The organism is Acidobacteriota bacterium (genome assembly GCA_009861545.1).
Taxonomy (GTDB): domain Bacteria; phylum Acidobacteriota; class Vicinamibacteria; order Vicinamibacterales; family UBA8438; genus WTFV01.
The window spans coordinates 64371-83866 of the sequence record VXME01000095.1; the positions used below are offsets into that span (position 1 = coordinate 64371).

General features: G+C 67.2%; 17 protein-coding genes. 1 reads left to right on the plus strand and 16 read right to left on the minus strand.

All coding sequences use genetic code 11. The annotated features are described in order from the left end of the window. Positions 1-2: 2 nt before the first annotated feature. From F4X11_15835 to F4X11_15870, 8 genes are all read right to left on the minus strand, one after another. Positions 3-2186 carry a DUF87 domain-containing protein gene (locus F4X11_15835; GenBank protein ID MYN66478.1) on the minus strand — a complete coding sequence of 728 codons (2184 nt, stop codon included), beginning with the start codon at positions 2184-2186 and terminating at the stop codon, positions 3-5. Beyond that, positions 2183-3568, minus strand: coding sequence for a fibronectin-binding protein (FBP) (locus F4X11_15840; GenBank protein ID MYN66479.1), 1386 nt, complete (start codon positions 3566-3568; stop codon positions 2183-2185). Before F4X11_15840 ends, F4X11_15835 begins: the two co-directional genes overlap by 4 nt. Next, complete coding sequence (locus F4X11_15845; GenBank protein ID MYN66480.1) at positions 3565-6348, minus strand: site-specific DNA-methyltransferase; 2784 nt, start codon at positions 6346-6348, stop codon at positions 3565-3567. The genes F4X11_15840 and F4X11_15845 overlap by 4 nt, the downstream gene beginning before the upstream one ends. Before the next feature lie 86 nt (positions 6349-6434). Further along, complete coding sequence (locus F4X11_15850; protein ID MYN66481.1) at positions 6435-6578, minus strand: type II toxin-antitoxin system VapC family toxin; 144 nt, start codon at positions 6576-6578, stop codon at positions 6435-6437. Next, on the minus strand, positions 6575-6832 hold the full coding sequence (locus F4X11_15855) for a protein transcription factor (GenBank protein MYN66482.1): 258 nt from the start codon (positions 6830-6832) through the stop codon (positions 6575-6577). Before F4X11_15855 ends, F4X11_15850 begins: the two co-directional genes overlap by 4 nt. Positions 6833-6950: 118 nt before the next feature. Next, the gene (locus tag F4X11_15860) at positions 6951-10658 is read right to left on the minus strand and encodes an ATP-binding protein (GenBank protein ID MYN66483.1); all 3708 of its coding nucleotides are present in this window, start codon (positions 10656-10658) and stop codon (positions 6951-6953) included. Between the two features lie 31 nt (positions 10659-10689). Further along, on the minus strand, positions 10690-11175 hold the full coding sequence (brxF, locus tag F4X11_15865) for a BREX-3 system P-loop-containing protein BrxF (GenBank protein MYN66484.1): 486 nt from the start codon (positions 11173-11175) through the stop codon (positions 10690-10692). Between the two features lie 38 nt (positions 11176-11213). Next, positions 11214-11630 (minus strand): 6-carboxytetrahydropterin synthase, encoded by a 417-nt coding sequence (locus F4X11_15870; GenBank protein ID MYN66485.1) that lies wholly within the window; start codon positions 11628-11630, stop codon positions 11214-11216. On the opposite strand from F4X11_15870, the gene F4X11_15875 reads away from it, so the two are divergent. Next, entirely contained in the window at positions 11556-12482 is a 927-nt protein-coding gene (locus tag F4X11_15875; protein MYN66486.1) for a 7-cyano-7-deazaguanine synthase, read from the plus strand. The two genes, F4X11_15870 and F4X11_15875, sit on opposite strands and share 75 nt — an antisense overlap. Before the next feature lie 114 nt (positions 12483-12596). Here the strand turns inward: F4X11_15875 and F4X11_15880 are convergent, their stop codons facing one another. The 8 genes from F4X11_15880 to F4X11_15915 all read right to left on the minus strand — a co-directional run bounded on the left by F4X11_15880 (position 12597) and on the right by F4X11_15915 (position 19481). Next, a complete protein-coding gene (locus F4X11_15880) occupies positions 12597-13493 on the minus strand; it encodes a DUF4097 domain-containing protein (GenBank protein MYN66487.1) in 897 nt (298 codons plus the stop codon). A 125-nt stretch (positions 13494-13618) separates the two neighbouring features. Continuing rightward, positions 13619-14782 (minus strand): deoxyhypusine synthase, encoded by a 1164-nt coding sequence (locus tag F4X11_15885; GenBank protein MYN66488.1) that lies wholly within the window; start codon positions 14780-14782, stop codon positions 13619-13621. A 10-nt stretch (positions 14783-14792) separates the two neighbouring features. Then, positions 14793-15017 carry a hypothetical protein gene (locus F4X11_15890; GenBank protein MYN66489.1) on the minus strand — a complete coding sequence of 75 codons (225 nt, stop codon included), beginning with the start codon at positions 15015-15017 and terminating at the stop codon, positions 14793-14795. Between the two features lie 2 nt (positions 15018-15019). Next, on the minus strand, positions 15020-15796 hold the full coding sequence (locus F4X11_15895) for an enoyl-ACP reductase (protein ID MYN66490.1): 777 nt from the start codon (positions 15794-15796) through the stop codon (positions 15020-15022). Positions 15797-15806: 10 nt separating this feature from the next. Beyond that, positions 15807-16223, minus strand: a complete 417-nt coding sequence (locus tag F4X11_15900) for a hypothetical protein (GenBank protein ID MYN66491.1) — start codon at positions 16221-16223, stop codon at positions 15807-15809. A gap of 130 nt (positions 16224-16353) precedes the next feature. Beyond that, positions 16354-17748, minus strand: a complete 1395-nt coding sequence (argH, locus tag F4X11_15905; GenBank protein ID MYN66492.1) for an argininosuccinate lyase — start codon at positions 17746-17748, stop codon at positions 16354-16356. Beyond that, a complete protein-coding gene (locus tag F4X11_15910; protein ID MYN66493.1) occupies positions 17745-18980 on the minus strand; it encodes an argininosuccinate synthase in 1236 nt (411 codons plus the stop codon). The genes argH and F4X11_15910 overlap by 4 nt, the downstream gene beginning before the upstream one ends. Before the next feature lie 21 nt (positions 18981-19001). Continuing rightward, complete coding sequence (locus F4X11_15915; protein ID MYN66494.1) at positions 19002-19481, minus strand: arginine repressor; 480 nt, start codon at positions 19479-19481, stop codon at positions 19002-19004. Positions 19482-19496 lie beyond the last annotated feature (15 nt).

Genomic DNA, 19496 nt, shown 5'->3' on the forward strand with positions numbered 1-19496 from the left:
CCTCAGTTGTCATCGTTCGCGCCGGTCGTAGGCTCATCGCCACCCTGCCCAGGCTCCGGTGGCTCCGGATCAAGTCCTTGCCAAGATCGAGCGATCTTCTTCCAGTTGATGTCGCGCTGTTCTGCTCCGGTCCAGACGTCCCAGAACGCCGGATCCGGTGAATGCGGTCGAAACTCCGCTGCAATCTCCTCCACCTCGACCAGGATCGGAGCCGGCGCCGCCCAGCCGAGCAGTATCGCCCGCCGTGTCGGAAGGCTCGGAAGTTCCCGCAGGAGGGGACCGAGACCGTCCGGGACAAGGCGTTTCACCAACTCCTGGTCGCGGTCGTTGACAAGCCGGTGCAGCAGAAACGTGTTGCACTGGGAAAGGACGGTCGGTGAAACCTCCGATGGACGCTGCGACGCCAGAACCAAGCCCAGGCCGAACTTCCGGCCCTCACGCGCGATCTTCTCGAAAACCCTGGCGCAGGCCTTGCCGGCGGCCGACGCCGTCTCACCCGTCAACTCCCGATGCACAAACGTGTGCGCCTCCTCGAGCACCAGCGTAGTGGGAAGCTCCTGTCCCCCATCACGCCGATACCGCTGGACCGCCTCGAAGACCATGCGACCGAGAACGCTGACGACGATGTGGATCACTTCGGATGGAACAAGAGACAGATCGATCACAGCGATCGATCCGTTCTTCGCTTGATCCGCCCCGACATAGCTTGTGAGCCACTCCTCCAGCGTGATCGGCACCGTTTCGTCCGGTCGCAAGACGGACGCCAGGCGGCCTTGCGCAAGAAGACCCCGAATCCGAAGGCTCAACGTGTCGACGAACTGCGCCACGTCGCGGCCGGACTGACCAGCCGCAAGCGCATCCACATAGCCGGGTAGCTCGTCCACCGAGAATGGCCGCGGAGTGTCCTCATCCACGACTCCGCCATCATCCGGCAGACCCAATGCCACCGCCACTTCTTGCAGCCGCTGGATTACCGTTTCGATCTCCGCCTCGGCGAAGTCGTTGTGCCAGTGCCCACCGTCTCGCTGACCCGACCGGGCTCCCTCCTCCAGGTTCTGCGCTGTCGCAGCCGCCGCCCGCAACACTACCCGCAGATTCTCTGGACAGTCCGGATCGCCGACAAGGTCCTCAAAGTCCTTGTGGACATTCAGGAGAACCCCGGCTACATCCTCCCGCTTGCCACGTCCTTGGTAATCACCGCTCTGGACAATCACGTTCAGCCGATTCCGATATCGTTTCGCTCGACCCTTCGCTTTCGTCTCGAACGCGTCCGGTGGTCCGAGGCCAGATCGCGCTCGCCGCAGTGCATCAAAAAGCACCGGCCGCTGCACACCCGGTGCGGCCCCGGAGAAAGCAGCCCACTCGGCCCCGTTCCACAACCAGGCAGGGACCTGGAGCGGCTGGTCGTCGGTTCCACCATCGGTTCCCGGCTTCACACGAAACAACCGCACGCCGAAACCGCCGAAGGCCCGAGCGTACTCTCCGTTCGGATCGAGCACGATGAAGCGGGCATTCGGCACGGGGTTGGGGGCCTCGCCGCCCCCATCAGTCTCCTCTTCCCGCGCTCTCCGGGCCGCATCCAGCGACCAGCGGATGAGACCCGCCACCGAGCAGGACTTTCCTGCACCCGTGTTTCCGAGAACCGCCAGATGTCTCCCGAACAGTTTGTCCGGATCAACGTGTACCGGCGCGCGCCCGGCCGTCGGGCAGCGTCCGATCAGGATCCGCTGGGATGCGCGGGCCTCTCCCTCGACGATCGCGCGGAGCTGTTCGGCCCCGGGAAGAAGAACCGGATCGCCAACCGACGGAAACACATCCACGCCGCGTCGAACCTCAAAGGAGTAATCCTCACCCTCGGACCGAACCTTCAAGGTCCCGAGTGGTGTCAAGCTCATCACCCGCGCTGGAAACGGCAAGTCGATGAGGCCGAAGTCCTTTTGCATTCCCTTGCGCATGGGAAAGGACAACCGTTGAATGCGTACGGAGGAAATCACACAGGCAGTAGCGCCGCCCTCGTTCGGAATGAGAACGTAGTTGTTGATGCGGGGAAAGCCCGTCGGCCTGCCGGTGTTCAATGCCGTCGCCTGCGGAGCGTCGACATCGAGCAGCACCGTGATCCGATCCGCGGACACTTCCTCGACAGTGCCTACGACCCGGTCGCCAATACTCTGCACGACTGACGTCATGGTTCATCTATCCCGTCTTCACTCCCCTCATTCGTTCGGGCAGGGTCGTCCGCCCTTGGACGTGCTCGGCGTCTCAGCAGATCCATCATGCGCCATGTCGCGCGGTCGATGGCAGGCTTGGGGAGATAGTTCTCGACCAGTGTGGACAGATCGCCAAAATGCGGGCCGACGAGCAAAGTAATCTGTACGTCCCTGGCGACCCGGTCACAGAAGGTGCGCAGCCGTCCGGCAGCATCATCGTAGGATATGATCACCAGGTGCGTGGACGGAATGGTGAGCATATCCGACAGCACCCGATTGACGTGATCGTCCCCGAAACCGTATCCGTAAGTTACGACTACCGAGTTCGGACGGCACGTCGCCGCGGCGAAGTCTCGGAAAAGGTCGGCGTACGGATACTCCAGGGTCTCAACATCCTTGGAGGCGTTCGGATAGACGAGCACGCTTGCCCCGGGGCAGTCGGAAACCTCCGGGTGGCTCTCCGCGGCGCCGAATGGAAGCGCGCAGCGCTGGACTTCCGCTCGCCCGGAAGGCCCCGTCCTGGCACGCCAATCCAGGGACCCATGGAGCTTCGTGAGTCGCACGACCCCCTCGAGATAGCGGGGTTCTCCGCGGATGCCCGGCGGATTGTAGTGCAGGTCGACGCCGAGGCGGGACGAGCGGAAGACCGGACTGAGATTGCCGAGGAACCGATCTAGCACACGCAGTCCGAGCAGGTCGCATCCATGCTCGACAACTCGATCGTAGTTGGTAGTGAAGATGTGCAGCCGCTCTCGACTCGCAGTACGGCTTGCGAAGGGCAAAAGGAATCCGCCGAGCAACCGGCGGACATTGTCCGCCTTCTTCGAGTCGTCAACATCGGTGAGCACCTGATTGATGCCGCGTTCGGTGCCGAGAATCTGCTTGAGAAAGGAGACGAGGGTGTCGTTCAATACGCCCTGCCATGCGCCGAGTTCTTTCGACACGCTGTCGGGGATCGTCCCATTCCCTCCGAGTGCTTCCACGTCAGCAAGAATTTGAAGACCTCCGATAAGTTCCCGTGCGGCACGGATCTGATCCTCGATGTTTGGATCACCGCGACCGAGACGCTCTGCGCTGTTCGCAGCGGCGACGCGTACCGCGAAGGCGTAGGTGTTCCGCACTTCCTTCGCCGCCATCTCGACGGTCGGCGCCCCGGCGTCCGTTGCCAAGGCGGTCGTCAAGCCGCTACCTATCACCAGATTCAGGTGCTCGGCCTGAAGCAGAGCCGACAACCACGGCTCAACGTGCTCCTTGTGGTCGTCGGGCTTCGGATCCGTACCGTTCAGTTTCGACGTATGGGCTCCCGCCCGAATCACATGCGTTGGCCACGTGGTCTCGGCCTGCGCTTCTTTTTTTGTCACGCATCCTCTCCGCTGCGCGTGAGCGCTTGGTCGTACCACATCAGCAGCTTCGGATCCTCCTGAAGCGCGGTCTCCGGAACCTTGCGCGCGACCTCCACGATAGTGGCGTAATCCCGTGCCTGCCATGCCCTCCGGAAACCGGCGCGAATCGCTTCCAGGCGGAACAGTTTCAGGCGTCTCTGCGTGGAGTGCCGGTACTCGTCGAACTCCCGGAGCAGGCCCCGTGTCCGCAGCTCGTCGAGATCGCCGGCCTTGCGCGAATCCGGAACGTACCAGCGATCCCTGGCCTTGGCACGGAGCGCGAGATCATCTTTCGGCAGGTTCCGCAGTTCCTTGAAGTTGCCGGACAGGTAGGCGTGGATCTGGCTCGGAACCTCGCCCTTTCCGTCGTAGCAGAGGAAGTTCTGCGCCAGGAACTCCGACAGCTCGATCATCTTCTCGTGCTTCTGCCACCCGCCGAGCTCGCGGATGAAGTGCGGATGAATCTCCTGGAAGGTCTGGGGCTTCTTCGTGAGCTGCTGCCGCAGCCACTGGATGGCGGATTCCTCGTCCTTGACGAAGAGTTCGAGTTGAACGAGCTCCCGTGCTCCCAGCCGTTTGGTGTCGTACTCGGCGACCTGATCGGGGAGGAAGAACATGCCGTCCCGCTCGGGAAAGCGCTGCGTGAGGCCGTCCTGGAACTCGGTCGCGGAAAGAGGAACCGTCACACCGCGCTGCACGTGAAAGGCCACCATGCGGTCGAACAGGAGGTAGCCCTGTCGCTCTGCGATCACCTCGGCACTCCCATCCCTGGCGACGAACACGGGAAGCTGCCGCATGTGGGTGCGGACGAAATCCCACGCGCCGTCTTCGGTCCCGGCCTTCAGCCGGAAACGGTCCTCCAATCCGCCGTTCGGCTTGTAGGCGGAAATCACCAGATCTTGCTTGACGGCCGTGCTGGTGACCTGCCGGTACGAGCCCTGCTGCTTGTCGAGGGTACGGACGTCGGCAACTACGAAGCCCGCGGCCAGCATGGCCTCCTGAATGGCGTTCCAGACGGCGTTCTTGGAGTTGTGGAAAACGACGGTGATCCACCGGCCGGGCTTCAGGACGCGGCAATACGCCTGGAAGCATCGCTGCATCAGGCGCTGGTAGTCGGCGATTCCCTTGCCCTTTGGCCGGTCGACGATGGCCTCTGTCTCGCTGCAGGTGCGGATGCCGTGCCAGGATTCGACCAAGTAGTTGAGATCCGCATAAAAGATATTTTCGCCAAAAGGCGGATCAGTAAACACGTGATCAATAGAATTGTCTGGCAAGGTGCTGTGACTGCAGTCACTGGTGGCGACAATCGCGCAATTCGCATACGCTGACATCAGACTAAAGGCCTCAGGAAGTAGTCTGGTTTTTCGGTCTAGTCGGTACCACGGTGATGTTTCCGCAACTTGCGACGGTATGTAGTACACGCCGCTCAATACTTGATTAGATTGCGAGTTCTGGTTGGCCCTAAAGCGATTCAAGACGGACATCGTCGCTATAGCTTGCTCAACAAAAAAAAGTAGCAACTGACGCTGCCTTACATCTGAACAGCTGTGGGCTCGGCGCCACATCGCTGCCAGCGCATGCGCCGCCCGCGGCGGGAACAGGTGGTGCACGTGCGTGAACCCCTTCGGCGCAAGACGAGATCCGTGGTACATCTCGTCGATGGGGAAGGCGTTGGTCGGCACTTCCGACGGCAACGGGAGACCTGCGACGCTCTCCAGGACGTGCAGATCGGTGGCGTCTGGTTCCTTTCCGTACCGCACATCGCCCACGTTGTAGTCGATAAGGACGGGTCGCAACCGAATGCGCTTCCAGGGCTGGCCCGACGCAGGATCGACGAGCGTCTCGAACAAACGCACGAGGTTGTCCTTGGTCAGGGTCGCCGCGCAATGCGGACAGGGAAAAGAAGGTCGCGTGCGGCTGGTATCCCTGTCCAGAGCCTCGTCCAGAAACACTACTTCGCCCGCGCAGTCCGGACAGGAAAAAACCTCGCTCCAGACGGTGTAGTTGATCCGCCCCCTGGTCTGTCCGTCCGTGTGGAGCGTCTCGTACATCCAGCCGATCTCCGCGTCGACCTCCCGCAACAGTTGGGACGACGCCTCGCGGAATACCGAAACGTCGAAGGGAAGGTTGTAGTTGGCGGCAATGAAAGTAGCCGCCGGCGACAGGTCGCCGAGGATTACCCGCCGGGCGCCCCACCTCGGTGGCTCTCGTCCCTCGACCTTCCATTTCTGCTCGAGCGCCCGGCGGTAGGTACGCGGCGCCGTGCCGCACCATTGCGCCGCGACGCCAGTCATGCCCGAGCCGCAGAATCCGTCGAGGACGAGGTCGCCCGGTTGGGTGTAGTGAAGAATCGACGGCACAATCGCCAAGTGCGGCACCTTCGTGTGGTAGCCGTGCGCCCGGTAGAGGGAATCCGTCTTCCCGACACTGACGTCGACGGCGAACGGCTCGCGATGATACGGCTCGTCGGGGTCGTAGGGCCGGCCGTAGTGCTCGACGAACTGGTTCACGAACGGATTGGGGCAGGCCGTGTAGTACGGCGGATCGGACAGCCGCAGGATGTCCTCGTCCTTGCCCGCGGGAAAGTCGGGCCGTCGTCGGAGTTCCGGCAGCTTCTCCTTCAAGCGCTCGAGGAAGTACTTCCGGCGTGCCTCGACCGACTCGAAGGTCGTCCCGAGGCACTCTACCGGTCCCGAGTCGCGCGTCGCGGACTCGCGGAACAGCTCGGGGACAGGGTCACTCTTCGCCGCCACCTTCATCCTCCCGGCCCTTGCGCATGCGAGCGGTCCGCAAGGCGATTACATGGTCACTGACTATGTTCCGCTCAGGCATACCGCTGACATGGTCAGTGACCATGTTCCGCTGACGCTTCCAGGAGATTGGCCACTGACAGCCGGCAAGGTGAAGCGGTTGCGATGATTCTGGCGTAGTGCGCGGCGTCCGCTTCGCGAAACAGCACGGCCAGGACTGCCGAGGTGTCGACGATCACGTGGGCAACCCCCGTTCGTCATAGAGAAGGTCGCCATGATCCGCGGCCGACGGCCCCGGATCCAGCCTGTTGGCGCAGCGTTCCCCGATGGCGAGCAGCTTCTCGACGCGGACATCCACGTCCCGTAGACGCTGCTCCCGCTCCAGGCGGTCGCGTAGCGCGACCGTAATCGCGCCGGTCATCGTCTCGCCGGTCAGCCGGGCGAGCTCGCCGGCGAGCCGACACGTCTCCTCGTTCTTGATGTTGAGGCTCATGGCAGGGTCCCTAGTAGAATATCGAGCATTCATTCTACCCGAATCCCATTCGGCGGCCGGCAACCCAGGGGGTCGCGAACGAAGGCTTGCGGGAGCACCTCGGGCACCGACTCGCCGGCTACTCGATGACGATCCGCACCTTCGCCTCGTCCATTCCCTTCGCCCTTTCGTCGACATAGTCGCCGAAGCGCTTCTTCAGTTGGCCAGGCGTTGCCGGCGATCCGCTCGGGAAGAGCGCGCGGCGAAATTCCTCAGCGGTTACGACCACTTTCGAGAGCCCGGACAACACCTGCGCGACCGCGTCGATGAAGTCGCGACTCGCGTCGTCGGGGAACGTGCCGGACGCGATGAACGCTTGCACCAGCTTGCGCTGGTCGGGCCCGAGCAGCGCAAGCTGGTCGCGTGTCGTCGGATCCGCCAGGTTGTTCAACAGGATGCCGGTCCAGGTCGAAATCAGCGTGTCCAGTTCGCCGTCCAGCCCGGAAAGCACGTTGCCGGCCTCAGCCTGGACAGGCTCGGCCGACGGCCGGAAGGCGCAGTGAGGACACTCGCCGGCAGCGTCCAGTTCCTGCTCGGTCAACGCGAAACAGCTCTTGAGCGCAGCCAGACGGTGCTGGAAGTCCGTCAGTTGCTGTCTGGGCATCAGGTCGATCGTCGCCAGATTCCGCAGTTGTTGCAGGCGCTCGTCCTTGAGAAGCCGGCCCTTTCGCCTGTCGTCATCGACCCCGAGCCTGGCCCGCGCGTGAAGAGCCAGGTACGCGTCGATGTACGCGCGCTTCAGTTCGTCGAGCTTCGCCCGAGCTTGCTGCCGAAAGCCGGCGGCCGACCGCTTCGCCGGATCGAGGAACTGCGCGACGAGGTCCTCACGCACGTCCTTCAGCTTCCCCACCCACTCGTGATCCGGAGGAAGCACCGCCTCCGCGGCGGGGAAATACGATGCGGCATTCGCGAAGTCCCCGACCAGCGCGTGCATGGCTTCGACCTCTCCGAGCGCGTCCAGACCGACTCGCTGCGCCTCCACCTCCTGCCGGCCGTAAGGAAAGTTCTTGAGCGTGCCGGGCGACGTGAAGGCTTGAAGCGATTCGAGGAAGCCCTTGGCCGAATCCAGCTTCCCGCGCAAGTCGTCGGTGGCATACTCGTCGAGGAGCTGTCGCCCCCAGAACTGAAAGCCGGTCTGGAGGGCCTGCCGGGCGAGCACCAACTGCTTGACCCGCGCACCTATGGCCTTGTGCAGCTCCTGGACCGGCTGTTCCCTGCCCTGCGCCACAAGTTGCGCCATGCCCGGTGTCAATTCCAGCAGCTCGAAGAGCGCCGTCAGCGCGGGGATGTTCCACGACTTCGGACGTTCGACGTGCTTCAGGCCGACGAGGTCGGTCAGCGGCGTGGCGGGAAGCGCCGCGACGTCGGTCGCGTCGAACTTCCGGCCGGGAATGGCAAGGACCAGGTCGCCGGCGTAGACGAGGCTCGCCAGCAGGACGACCACCCAGTCCGGCTCCAGGCGATACGTGCGCGGCGCCATGTACTCGACGTCATGAACGGTGTGGATCAGCTCACCTCGGTTGAGAACCTGTCCCTCACCCTTGTTGGCCAGCATCTCGATAACATGCTTCGCGTAGCGCGAGCGACTCGGGTCGAGCCGGTCGCCGTCGAGCAGCTCCAGCGCGTCGAGGACCCTGGCTCCCTGCTGGGTCTTGCGCGGGCCGGCGATCCACCGCAGCGCGTCCTGCACGGCCTGCGGACGACTCTCCCTGGTCCAGTAGACCGGAAACGTCGGGTACCCCGGCGCGTCGTCCTCGAAGCAAGTGCCCAGCGCCGCGGAGCCGACGGCATTCACGACGTCCAGAACGTTGACCTGCGCCCCCTCCGTCGCCAGCTTCCCCTTCACCCACCCGGTGAGCGGCTTGGTCCGTCCCTGGTGCGTCACCTCGACCGCGGTGGTCATGTGCTCCCGGAGCCACCTCCCCAACTCTTGCTGGTAGCCGGACGCCTTCGTCTCGTAGACCTTCTTCGCCTGGCCGGACGCGCGGGATGCCAGATCGAGCGCCGCGGCGCATCCCTTGAGGGCCTGATGGAAGGCGTCGTCGCGTCCCGTGAGCCGAAAGAACACCTCGTCCGCCTTCTTCTCGTCCCGGAAGCGTGGCGGGTCGTAGGGCTGGATGAAGTAGAGGTAGAAGTCGCGCGGCGGCACGGCCGTCGACCGCTCGTTCGGCGCGCCGAAGAATAGGTAGCCCAGCCGGGAGGCGTGGCGCTCCCGCCACTCCAGCTCGTGCTCCCAGATCTGGAAGCCGGTCACGTAGGTCGCGTCCTTGCACTCCAGGACGGTCGTGAGCGCCTGGTAGTAGTAGCGGTCGAGCTGCGCGTCGTCGAGCGACTCTGCGCGCTTCTCGATCTGTGCGTCGTAGTCGTCCGTCTTCTGGAGGTCGAGATAGTACTGGCGGTTGTCCGCATTGGACGAAATGAACTGTCCGCTGACGGTCCTATGGATTTCGCGCAGGACGGTCTCGACCAGCGAGAGCAGGTCATCGGCCGGCTCGCCGCCCAGGTCTTCGATGCCCGGCTGGTAGAGGCACAGCGTGTCGCGGAGCTCGTCCGGCGTGGCCCCGAGCGGCGCGTGGATGTCGTTGTGCGTGAGCCGGTGAACGGACAGGGCGTGGATAATCCGTAGCGCCATCGGCCTGTACTGCGGCCGCGTGAACGCCCGGGCGATGCGGGACTCCAGCACCTGGCTGCAGTCGATCACCGCCTTGATCTCCGGCACCGCGCGGAACGACGGGTTCTCGCGCAGCGCGCCCCAGTACGCGTCGTAGGCGATGAGGCCGGGACTGTCGGCAGGCGGCTCGTCTTCGACGATCCGATTCATCGCCAGCGAGAGCGTCTTCAGCACTTCGCGCTTCTCGATCACCGCGATCCGCTCGAACGTGTCGATGAAGTCGGGGTGGACCGGGAACAGCCGTACGAACTCGTCCAGTCGCTCGTTCATGTTGCCGTAGAACCGGGTGAACGGCTGGAGGTAGGCCCGGATCCGTATCTGCTGCTCGGCCGTCTTCCTCAGGAGGCGCTCGGCCACCACGTGCTTGACGTCGGTCCGCGCGATGCGGATCTGCTCGAAGCGGTCCTTCACCCGGCGCAGGCTGTCGGCCACGTGGGCGAAGCGGGGACTGTCGAAGATGGCTTCCTGCAGACCGGCGACGAAGCGGAAGCGCAGATCCTTGCAGACCTCACCCACCTCGCGGAGGAAGTTCAGATCGAGAACCAGCTCCTGATCCCTGCGGCTCTTGAGGTAGTCGAGCAGCTCATCCACCACGAACAGCAACCCCTGGTCGGGGTACCGCTCGTGGAACGCCGACATCAGATCCTCGAAGGCGCTCTTGTGATTCGGGATCGTGTCCCTGGCCGGGAAGCGGTAGTCGATACCCCACCCGGCCAGCGCTCCCTCGAGCTGTGAGCAGACGAACTCGCGGAAGTCCATCGTCGTGGCGCCGAGCTCGGTGCGGGCCACCTTGAACCGGCCGGCGATGCGGCGCGCGGCGACGGCGACGAGAGGGCTGACCGAGTCGACGAGATCCGCCCGCTCGGCGATCGCGGAGATGACCGACATCAGGTGGGACTTGCCCGTGCCGTAGTTCCCGACGACGAGGAAACCCTTGTTGTCGGCAGGCCGCTCGAACTGAATCTGCGGAATCACGACCTGCGCGAGCCGCTCCGCCATTTCCGCGCTCACGACGTAGGTCGACACGAGCTGCTTCGCCGCCGACGCCTGGTCGGCGTCTCGAAGCTGCACGACCGTCTCGATCGGCTCGAACTGAATCAGGTCGCCGTATTTCATCTCGGTACCGGTACGGTGACGATGCCCGACCTCATGGGCTCGCGACGTCCGGGCAAACGACCATCACGTCGCCCCGGTCATCCCGGGAGTACCGCCTGTGTTCCGGGTGTTCCGGCGCCGCGTAGGTCAGGTAGCCCTTCTCCAGCGTCCCGTTCCAGGCCGCGACGATGGTACGGTTTCGTGACACACCCTGCAACAGCCGTAGCGGATCCTGCCTGAGCGCCGGGTCGAACAAGAGCTCGACGTTGTCGAGCAGCGCCAGCGGCTCGTCAGTGCCCACAACCTCGTTGAGTAGATCCGGCAACCGCAACGCCCGCTCGCGCTCGGTCAAGTCGAGCATCCGGCGCGACAGCTCCAGGTTGAGGTTGACGATCCGGGCCCCTGTCCTTGCCGCAACCTGCCGCAACGCCTCGGTCTTGCCGGACCCGCTGGGAGCCGCGACGAGAATCAGACGGTGATATTGCGCCTTGGCGCCATCAATCCGGGCGAGTACCTTCTGGGACAGAGCTTCTGCCATCGCTGCTACGCAAGCCGCAGGTCGGTTGCAGACGGACTCTATCCCTCCCCGCCGTCCGCCTGGTAGGTGGCGAACGACGTCGGGGTCTCCCAGACCGTCACCCTCACGACCGGGAAGCCGTGCTCGCGGGTCTTCTCGAATATGAGGCGGGCGATGTGCTCGACGGTGGGGTTCTCCTCGGCGACGAACACCGGCTCGCCAAGCTCCCGCAGCGGTCCGATGAGCGGGTCGTCGCGGTGGAGGATCATCTTGTGGTCGAGCTCGCGGTCGATCCAGCCCTTGATGCTGCGCTTGATGTCGCTGAAGTCGCAGACCATCTGGCGGTCGTCGAGCGACTCGGTCCGCACCTCCACCTCGGCCACCGCGTTGTGCCCGTGGGGATGCTTGCAGACGCCGTCGTAGTTCAGGAGGCGGTGGCCGTAGCAGAAGTCGATGCGTTTGGTGACCGAGTACATGGAGCGCCGAATCGTAGCACACGCTCGCGTTCAGGCCGGCTGGTAGGATGTCCGCCCATGGCGGATGACCTTCGGAAGGCGGAAGGACACGGCGCGGCGTCGACCGGCGCGCACGCTCCGGGGCCGGCAGCCGCGGACGCGGCGATCTCCCGCACCGCGGTGCTCTTCTCCGCCGGCCTCGACAGCGCCGTGCTGCTGGCGAGCGAGCTGCAGGCGGCGGCCGCGGCGGCCGGCGGCGCCGCGCACGTGCAGCCGGTCTACGTACGCAGCGGCCTCGCGTGGGAGACGGAGGAATGCCGGCTGGCGGAACGTCTGATTGCGGCGCCGCCGTTCGCCGGGCGCGTCGCCCCGCTCGCGACCCTGGATTGTCCAGTGACCGATACCTACCGGCCGAGCCACTGGGCCCTGGCGGGCACGCCGCCGGCCTACGCAACGGCGGACGAGGAGGTCTATCTGGTCGGCCGCAACGTGCTGCTGCTGGCCAAGGTCGCCACCTGGTGCGCCGTCAACCGCATCGGCCGCATCGTCCTCGGCCCGCTCGCCGGGAACCCGTTTCCCGATGCGACGCCCGCATTCTTCGCGGCGATGCGGCAGGCGCTCTCGCTAGGCCTGGACCACGATCTGGAGATCGTCGCGCCGTTCCGGAACCTCTCGAAGGCCGCGGTGATCGCCCGCGGGCGCGCACTCGGGGTGCCGTTCGAGATGACGCTCTCGTGCATGAACCCGGTGGACGGCCGCCACTGCGGGCGCTGCAGCAAGTGCCGTGAGCGGCTGGAGGCGTTCGAGGCGGCGGGCGCCGAGGACCCGGCGTCCTACGTGTTCAGGCCGGCCGACGTGGCGACCGGGGTCTGAGCGCCGCGCCGCGTCTCGCGCGCCCGCGCGGTCTCGACGTCGTCCGGCGCGCTCGCCGTCTCGACGTGGCGCGGCGCCCTGCGGATCGCGACGTCGAAGCGTCGAGCCCGCTCCTCACGACCTCCCGACCCGGATCGACCCGTCGTCGGTCCGGATCCGCAGCGCGAAACCGCCGCCGCCGATCACCCGCCGCAGCGCCTCGGCGCCGCGCCCGGCGTTCCCTCCGAAGCGGTCGTCGACACGGATGCGGCCGTCGCCGGTCGCCAGGTCGAGCAGGGCGCTGAAGTCATCCGGCAGGTCGACGGACACCCGCCCGTCCTCGGTTTGCAGGTCCCAATCGCCGCTCATGACGCTTCCCGGCGCCGCGCCGATTACGATCCGGCCGTCCTCGGTCGAGGCCTCGAGGCCGGCCAGCACGCCCGACACGTGGATCGACCCGTCCTCCGAATGCACCGCAACGTCCCCGTCGATCTCCTGGAGCCGCACCGACCCGTCGTCCGTTCGCGCCCGCACGGAGCCGTGCAACCCCGCCCCCCGAATGCGGCCGTCGTCCGTGGAGACCTCGATGGTCCCCGACACGTCGGTGACCGTGATCCGGCCGTCGTCGGTCCGCGCCTGGAGGTTGCTCTCGTACGGCACCGAGGCGATGAGCCGCGCCCCCCGCCAGTTGCTTCCCAGCGACAGGGTGACGCGCAATCCGTCCGCATCGCGCCGCCGCGCCGCGACGCGCACCCGATCGCCGCTCTGCTCGATCTCGATCTCGATCTCCTCGAGCCGCTCGCGGTTCGCCGCCCGCTTCTCGACGACGACGCGCACCTCGGAACGGTCCCAGCCCCGGACCTCGATCCGCCCGTCGAAGGTCGACAGGTCCACGTCCGGCACGCCGACGACAGCGAAGACGTGCTCCTCCGCCTCCACCGCCTCGTAGCCCTCGACGTCGATGACGCAGCCCCCGAGCGCCAGCGCGCCGGCGGCGATCCCGGCCGCGACCGTCCATGACGTGGCCCGCATCTCTTCCCTCCCGGTTCGAGGTTCGCTGGAGAGGTAGACGCGGAAGCCGCCGGGATGGTTCCGCGCGGACAGGAGGCCTCGCCGGTCGAGGATGGCGCGACTTCGGGCGGACTCCTCTGCGCCCTCTACGGCGCAGACTCCCCGGAGGAGCCGGCGCCGCCCGCACGTGCTTCCCGCGCCTGCCGCTCGAGCGCCTCGGCCAGCGCCTCGCGCCGGTGCAGCAGCCCCTTGCGCTCGCGGCGGCCCCGCTCGGAGCCGACGGCATACTCGCAGAACAGCGGGAACGCGATGGTCGAGTCGGCGTAGACGACGACGGTGTCCGGCAGCACGCCCGGATTCACCTTGCCCCAGCTCACCGCCTCGGCCGGGGTGGCCCCCGACAGCCCGCCCCAGACCACCTGGTCGGTGGTGATCTGGATGAAGTAGTCGTTGCCGCCCTTCGGGATGCCGTACACCTCCCACAGCGTCGGCTGGCCCTGCAGGTAGAAGTTCTTCGGCGAGCCGCCCCCCAGGATCACGCAGCCGTTCTTCTCGGCGGCCAGAATGATGGCGCACACCTCGTTGACATCCCGGCTCGGATCGACGACCAGCCCGCTCTTCTCCATGAGCCGGTGCCAGGCGACGTTCATGCCGATGGAGCTGTCTCCCGGCGACGACGTGTAGACCGGCACGCCTGCCGCCGCCGCCTTGGCGACCACCGAGTAGTCCTCGCACTCGGCGCGCCGGTCGAGCAGGTCCCGTCCGAGCCGGTAGTGCAGCTCGGCGCTCGAGGTGGGACCGTCGAGACCGCAGCGGACGAGAAACTCGCGGATGTACGCGTCGGTCTCGAGCAGCACGGTGGCGGGAAACAGCACGTCGTAGATGCGGATGACGCCGTCCTCGTACAGCTCGACGTCGTCGAGGAACGGCGACCCGCGGTGCAGCGTGAAGTTCAGGGCGTAGTGCAGATCGTGGTACAGGTTCGCCCCGGTGCTGATCACGAAGTCGACGAGACCGCGGTCGATCAGCTCGATGACGCAGCCGCCGAGTCCGGCCGGGGTCAGCGCGCCGGCCAGCGTCAGGCCGATGGTGGTGTCGTGCGCCGGATCCAGCATGCGGTCGGTGAAGACGTGGCACGCCTCGGAGAGGCGTCCGGCGTTGAAGGCCTGGAACCCGTCGTCGATCAGCGTGCGGACGTCGGCGGCGCCGCGCGGGCGGTAGTAGCGAATCGGCTTGCCGCCGAGGTGCCGGGCGGCAGGGGTGTCGGTGGTTCCGGGAGAGCGATGGGGCACGAGGTCGGATGGTAGCACTCGTGCGCGCTCACTCCACCCAGTCCGGACGCCGGCCGCCGAGGGCGACCAGGATGAGCGCCGCGCCGGTCGCGCCCGCCACGAGGCCCAGGCCGTCCGACACCCAGCTCTCCCAGGGGGCGTCGACGATGGCGAGCCAGCCGGCCCCGCCCGCGCAGGCGAGTCCCGCGGCGAAGGCGGCGAACCGGTTGAAGGCGAGCCGAAGCAGCGCGCCGCGCAGCCGGCGGATCAGCAACGCTACATGCCCGTCGCGTGGTACCCGCCGTCGACCATCAGCACCTCGCCGGTGACGCCGCGCGCGCCCGGGCCGAGCAGGAATCGGGCGGCGGCTGCCACCTCGTCGGCGTCGACCGTCCGACCGAGCGGCGCGCTCTCCCGGTAGTGCTGGAGGATGCGGCTGAACTCGGGAATTCCCGAAGCGGCGAGTGTCTTGATGGGTCCGGCGGAAACGGCGTTGACGCGAATGTTTCGCGGTCCGAGATCGTTCGCGAGGTAGCGCACGGTCGCCTCGAGGGCCGCTTTGGCGACGCCCATGACGTTGTAGTGCGGAAACACGCGCTCGCTGCCCAGATACGTGAGCGTCACGACGCTGCCGCCGCCGCGGCGCTCCATCAGCGGCGCCGCCCCGCGGGCCAGCGCCACGAGCGAGTAGGCGCTGATGTCGAGGGACTGTGCGAAATCCGCGCGGCTGGTCTCGAGGAACGGGGCCGAAATTGCCTCCCGCGAGGCAAACGCCACCGCGTGCACCAGGAAGTCGAGCCCGCCGTGGGTCTCGTCGACCTGCCGGTACAGCTCCGCGATGGCGGCATCGTCCGTGACATCGCACGCCACGAGCTGCGGCGGCGCGGCCAGCGTGTCGGCCAGCTTGCGGGCGTTCGACTCGAACCGCTCCGTGGCGTAGCTGAGGGTGAGCCGGGCGCCGGCCTCGTCCGCGGCCCGGGCGATGGCCCAGGCCAGCGACCGCTTGTTGGCGACGCCGACGATCAGGCCGTTCTTGCCGGCGAGATCACCCATGCGCCGTCAACTACCGGGAACGGCCACGCCCGCGCCGGGACGACCTCGACTTGGAGCCGGAACGCCCGTCGGGCTGGGCCTGGTTGCCGGAGGCTCGACTGTTGCCCGGCGGTCCGCCGGTCTGCCCCCGGTCGTTGAACGAGCGCGACTGAGCACCTCGGCCGCGCCCGGGCTTGCGGTTGGCCTGCGAAGCATCCCGGCCGTCGCCGCCCGGCTGCTGGTGCATCGTGAACAGGGGTGGCTCGCGCGGCGGCGGCGGCGTCCCGTCCGGATGCTTCAGCGTGGCCCGTATCAACGGACGGCGGACCGACCCTTCCCGCTCGCCGTCTCGGGCGTCACCGGCGTCCACGACCGCCTGGTTAACCACCTGCTCTTCGCGCGAACCGTCGTCCACAGTGTCGCCTTCGCGGACCTGCCGCTGCCCCATCTGGTTCCCCCGAGCAATCAGAACGCCGTTAGAAAAGGCGGGACCGAATAAAGCCGGTGCGCAGGAATCCGAGTGTAGCAGAGCGGGCGAACGCCAAGCAAACCGCGCCCCGCGCGATGCGGCGCACGGCCTACCCGTCCCGCTGCGCACCGGCCCACGCGCGTACCGCGGCCAGCGCCCGCTCGACCGCCTCGGGTCGCGTCGACTGTGGTGTTCGCCGCCGGCCGACGGACGCGCGGCTCGTGATCCGGGCCCCGGTGTCGGCGCCGAAACGGGCGTCGTAACCCCGCCATTCCTCCGCCGCCAGCGATTCGAACTCGCGTCCCTGCGCCAGCAGGTCGCGCACGATGCCGCCCACGATCTCGTGCGCGCGGCGGAACGGCACGCCCCGATCGACGAGGTAGTCGGCGACGTCGGTCGCCAGCAGCATGCCGCCGGCCGCGGCCGCGGAGCGCTCGGGACACGCCTCCAGGCTCTCCACCACCGCGGTCGCGGCCCGCAACGACCCGAGCACCTGATCCTCGGCGTCGAAGACCGCCTCCTTGTCCTCCTGCAGGTCCTTGTTGTAGCCGCTCGGCAGCCCCTTCATCGTGGTCAGCCAGCCGGCCAGGTGTCCGATGACCCGGCCGCTCTTGCCCCGCACCAGCTCCAGCGGATCGGGGTTCTTCTTCTGCGGCATCAGACTGCTTCCCGTCGCCACCCGATCGTGCAGCTCGAAGTAGCCGAACTCCTCGCCGCTGAAGATGATCAGGTCCTCGGCCAGCCGGCTGACATGCACCATGGTCAGCGCGCAGGCATGCAGCGTGGACGCCACGAAGTCGCGGTCCGCCGCCGCGTCGATGCTGTTGGCCGCCACGCGGGAGAACCCGAGCCGCCGGGCGAGCGCGGCGGTGTCGACCGCGTAGCTCGTGCCCGCCACCGCGCCGGATCCGAGGGGCATCGCGTCCGCCTCCCCGCGCGCCGCTTCCAGCCGCGCGTGGTCGCGCTGGAACGCCGCGGCGTGGGCGAGCAGGAAATGGGCCGCCAGGATCGGCTGGGCGCGCCGCAGGTGCGTGTACGCCGGCATGATCGCCGGCCCTGCCGCCGCGGCGCGATCCGCCAGCGCGGCGACCAGTGCGACCACCGCGCGCTGCAACACCGGCAGCCTGCGGCGCAAGTAGAGGCGCAGGTCCAGCGAGACCTGCTCGTTGCGCGAACGGCCCGTATGGAGCCGGCGTCCCACGTCGCCGAGGCGGTCGACGAGCTGCCGCTCCACGAATGCGTGCACGTCCTCGTCGGGACCCGCGACGAACGCGGGGTCGTCCCGGCCGCGCTGCCGGATTTCGACCAGCGCCTCGCGAATGGCGGCGGCATCGGCGGCCGAGAGCACGCCGGCGGCGGCCAGCGCCTCGGCCCACGCCAGGCTCCCCGTCACGTCGTCGTCGAACAGGCGCCGGTCGAACCCGAACGAGGCCTGGAAGCGGAAGACCTCCTCGTCGGGGGCACTGTCGAACCGCCCGGACCAGAGATGCGGCTCGTCGCTCATGTCGCGGAAGGTCCCGCCGGCGCGGGCGCCCCGGCTCCGGCCGCCCGCCGCCGCTTGCTCGCCGCGTTGGCGACCGGCAGGCCCCAGATCTCGATGAAACCCTCCGCCGCCTCGTGGTCGAACTTGTCGCCCTCGTCGTAGGTGGCCAGGGCCGTGTCGTACAACGAGGCGGGCGACCGGCGCCCCACGACGCGGCAGTCGCCCTTCGAGAGCTTCAGGCGCACGGTGCCGGTGACGTGCTGCTGCACGTTGGCGACGAAGGCGTCGATGGCGTCGCGCGTCGGCGAGAACCACAGCCCGTCGTAGACGAGATCGGCGTAGGTGCGGGACAGGCCGGCCTTCAGCCGCTCGAGATCGCGCGGAACGACCAGCGCCTCGAGCTCGCGGTGGGCGACGTGCAGCACGGTCGCGGCGGGCGCCTCGTAGATCTCCCGCGACTTGATCCCGACCAGGCGGTTCTCGACCATGTCGATGCGCCCGACGCCGTGCGCGCCGGCGATCGTCTCGAGCGAGTTGATCAGCTCCGTCAGCGGCATCGTCACGCCGTTGACCCGGGTCGGTACGCCGCGCTCGAACTCGACCTCCACGTAGGCCGGCGCGTCGGGAGCGCCGGCCGGCGACTTCGTCAGCGTGTAGATGTCCTCCGGCGGCTCCTGCCAGGGGTCCTCCAGCACGCCGCATTCGATCGACTTGCCCCAGAGGTTCGAGTCCGTGCTGTAGGGACTGTCGACCGAGGCCGGCACCGGAATGCCGTGCTCGCGCGCGTAGGCGATCTCCTCGGGCCGGGTCATGCCCCAGACGCGGGCCGGGGCGACCACCTTCAGATCCGGATTCAGGGCCCGCGCCGACACGTCCATGCGCACCTGGTCGTTGCCCTTGCCGGTGCAGCCGTGCGCGATCATGCCGGCATCTTCCAGCGCCGCGATCTCGACCAGCTTCTTGGCGATCAGCGGGCGCCCGAGCGCGGTCGCGAGGGGGTACTTGCCCTCGTAGATGGCCCCGGCCTGGAGTGCCGGCAGGATGTACTCCTGCGCGAACTCTTCACGGGCGTCGACCACGTGTGCGCGCACCGCTCCGACCGCGAGGGCGCGCTCGCGCACGTCGTCGAGCTCCTTTCCCTGGCCGAGATCGATGGTGGCCGCCACGATCTCCGCGTCGTACCGGTCGGCGAGCCACTTGACCGCTACCGACGTGTCCAACCCGCCCGAGTACGCCAACACGATCCGTTCCATCCCTGCTCTCCTCGGTCTTGACTACAAGGCCTGCCGCGGATGCGCCCGGTCCTCCATGGCCCATCCCTCGAACAGCCGCGTCACCTCGCGGCCGGCCCGCGCATGCCGGGTGATCACCAGGATGGTGTCGTCGCCGGCCACGGTCCCGACCACCTCCGACAGCTCGGCCCTGTCTATGGCGAGCGCCAGCGGCTGCGCCTGCCCCGGACCGGTCCGCAGCACGAGCAACTGCTGTACGAGATCGACGCGGCGCAGGTACTCCAGGATCGCGCGGCGCAACGCGGCGTCGGCCAGTCCGCGCCCTCCCTCGGAAGCGCCGGGCCGCTCGTATGCGCCGTCACTTGCCCGCTTGACGAGCTGCAGCTCCTTGATGTCGCGCGAGATGGTCGCCTGCGTCGCGTGAAACCCCCGCGCGCGCAGCTTTCGCCCCAACGCGTCCTGACTGCAGATGGCCTCGCGGGACACGAGATCGAGGATGGCCGACTGCCGGTAGCGTTTCATAAATATTCAAGCTGG

Coding starts and splice junctions, on each gene's coding strand:
- argH (MYN66492.1), bottom strand. CDS start 17,748: ATGAGCGACGAGCCGCATCTCTGGTCCGGGCGGTTCGACAGTGCCCCC.
- brxF (MYN66484.1), bottom strand. CDS start 11,175: ATGGCAGAAGCTCTGTCCCAGAAGGTACTCGCCCGGATTGATGGCGCC.
- F4X11_15835 (MYN66478.1), bottom strand. CDS start 2,186: ATGACGTCAGTCGTGCAGAGTATTGGCGACCGGGTCGTAGGCACTGTC.
- F4X11_15845 (MYN66480.1), bottom strand. CDS start 6,348: ATGAAGGTGGCGGCGAAGAGTGACCCTGTCCCCGAGCTGTTCCGCGAG.
- F4X11_15915 (MYN66494.1), bottom strand. CDS start 19,481: ATGAAACGCTACCGGCAGTCGGCCATCCTCGATCTCGTGTCCCGCGAG.
- F4X11_15870 (MYN66485.1), bottom strand. CDS start 11,630: ATGTACTCGGTCACCAAACGCATCGACTTCTGCTACGGCCACCGCCTC.
- F4X11_15875 (MYN66486.1), top strand. CDS start 11,556: ATGCTTGCAGACGCCGTCGTAGTTCAGGAGGCGGTGGCCGTAGCAGAA.
- F4X11_15895 (MYN66490.1), bottom strand. CDS start 15,796: ATGGGTGATCTCGCCGGCAAGAACGGCCTGATCGTCGGCGTCGCCAAC.
- F4X11_15880 (MYN66487.1), bottom strand. CDS start 13,493: ATGCGGGCCACGTCATGGACGGTCGCGGCCGGGATCGCCGCCGGCGCG.
- F4X11_15860 (MYN66483.1), bottom strand. CDS start 10,658: ATGAAATACGGCGACCTGATTCAGTTCGAGCCGATCGAGACGGTCGTG.
- F4X11_15910 (MYN66493.1), bottom strand. CDS start 18,980: ATGGAACGGATCGTGTTGGCGTACTCGGGCGGGTTGGACACGTCGGTA.
- F4X11_15855 (MYN66482.1), bottom strand. CDS start 6,832: ATGAGCCTCAACATCAAGAACGAGGAGACGTGTCGGCTCGCCGGCGAG.
- F4X11_15900 (MYN66491.1), bottom strand. CDS start 16,223: ATGGGGCAGCGGCAGGTCCGCGAAGGCGACACTGTGGACGACGGTTCG.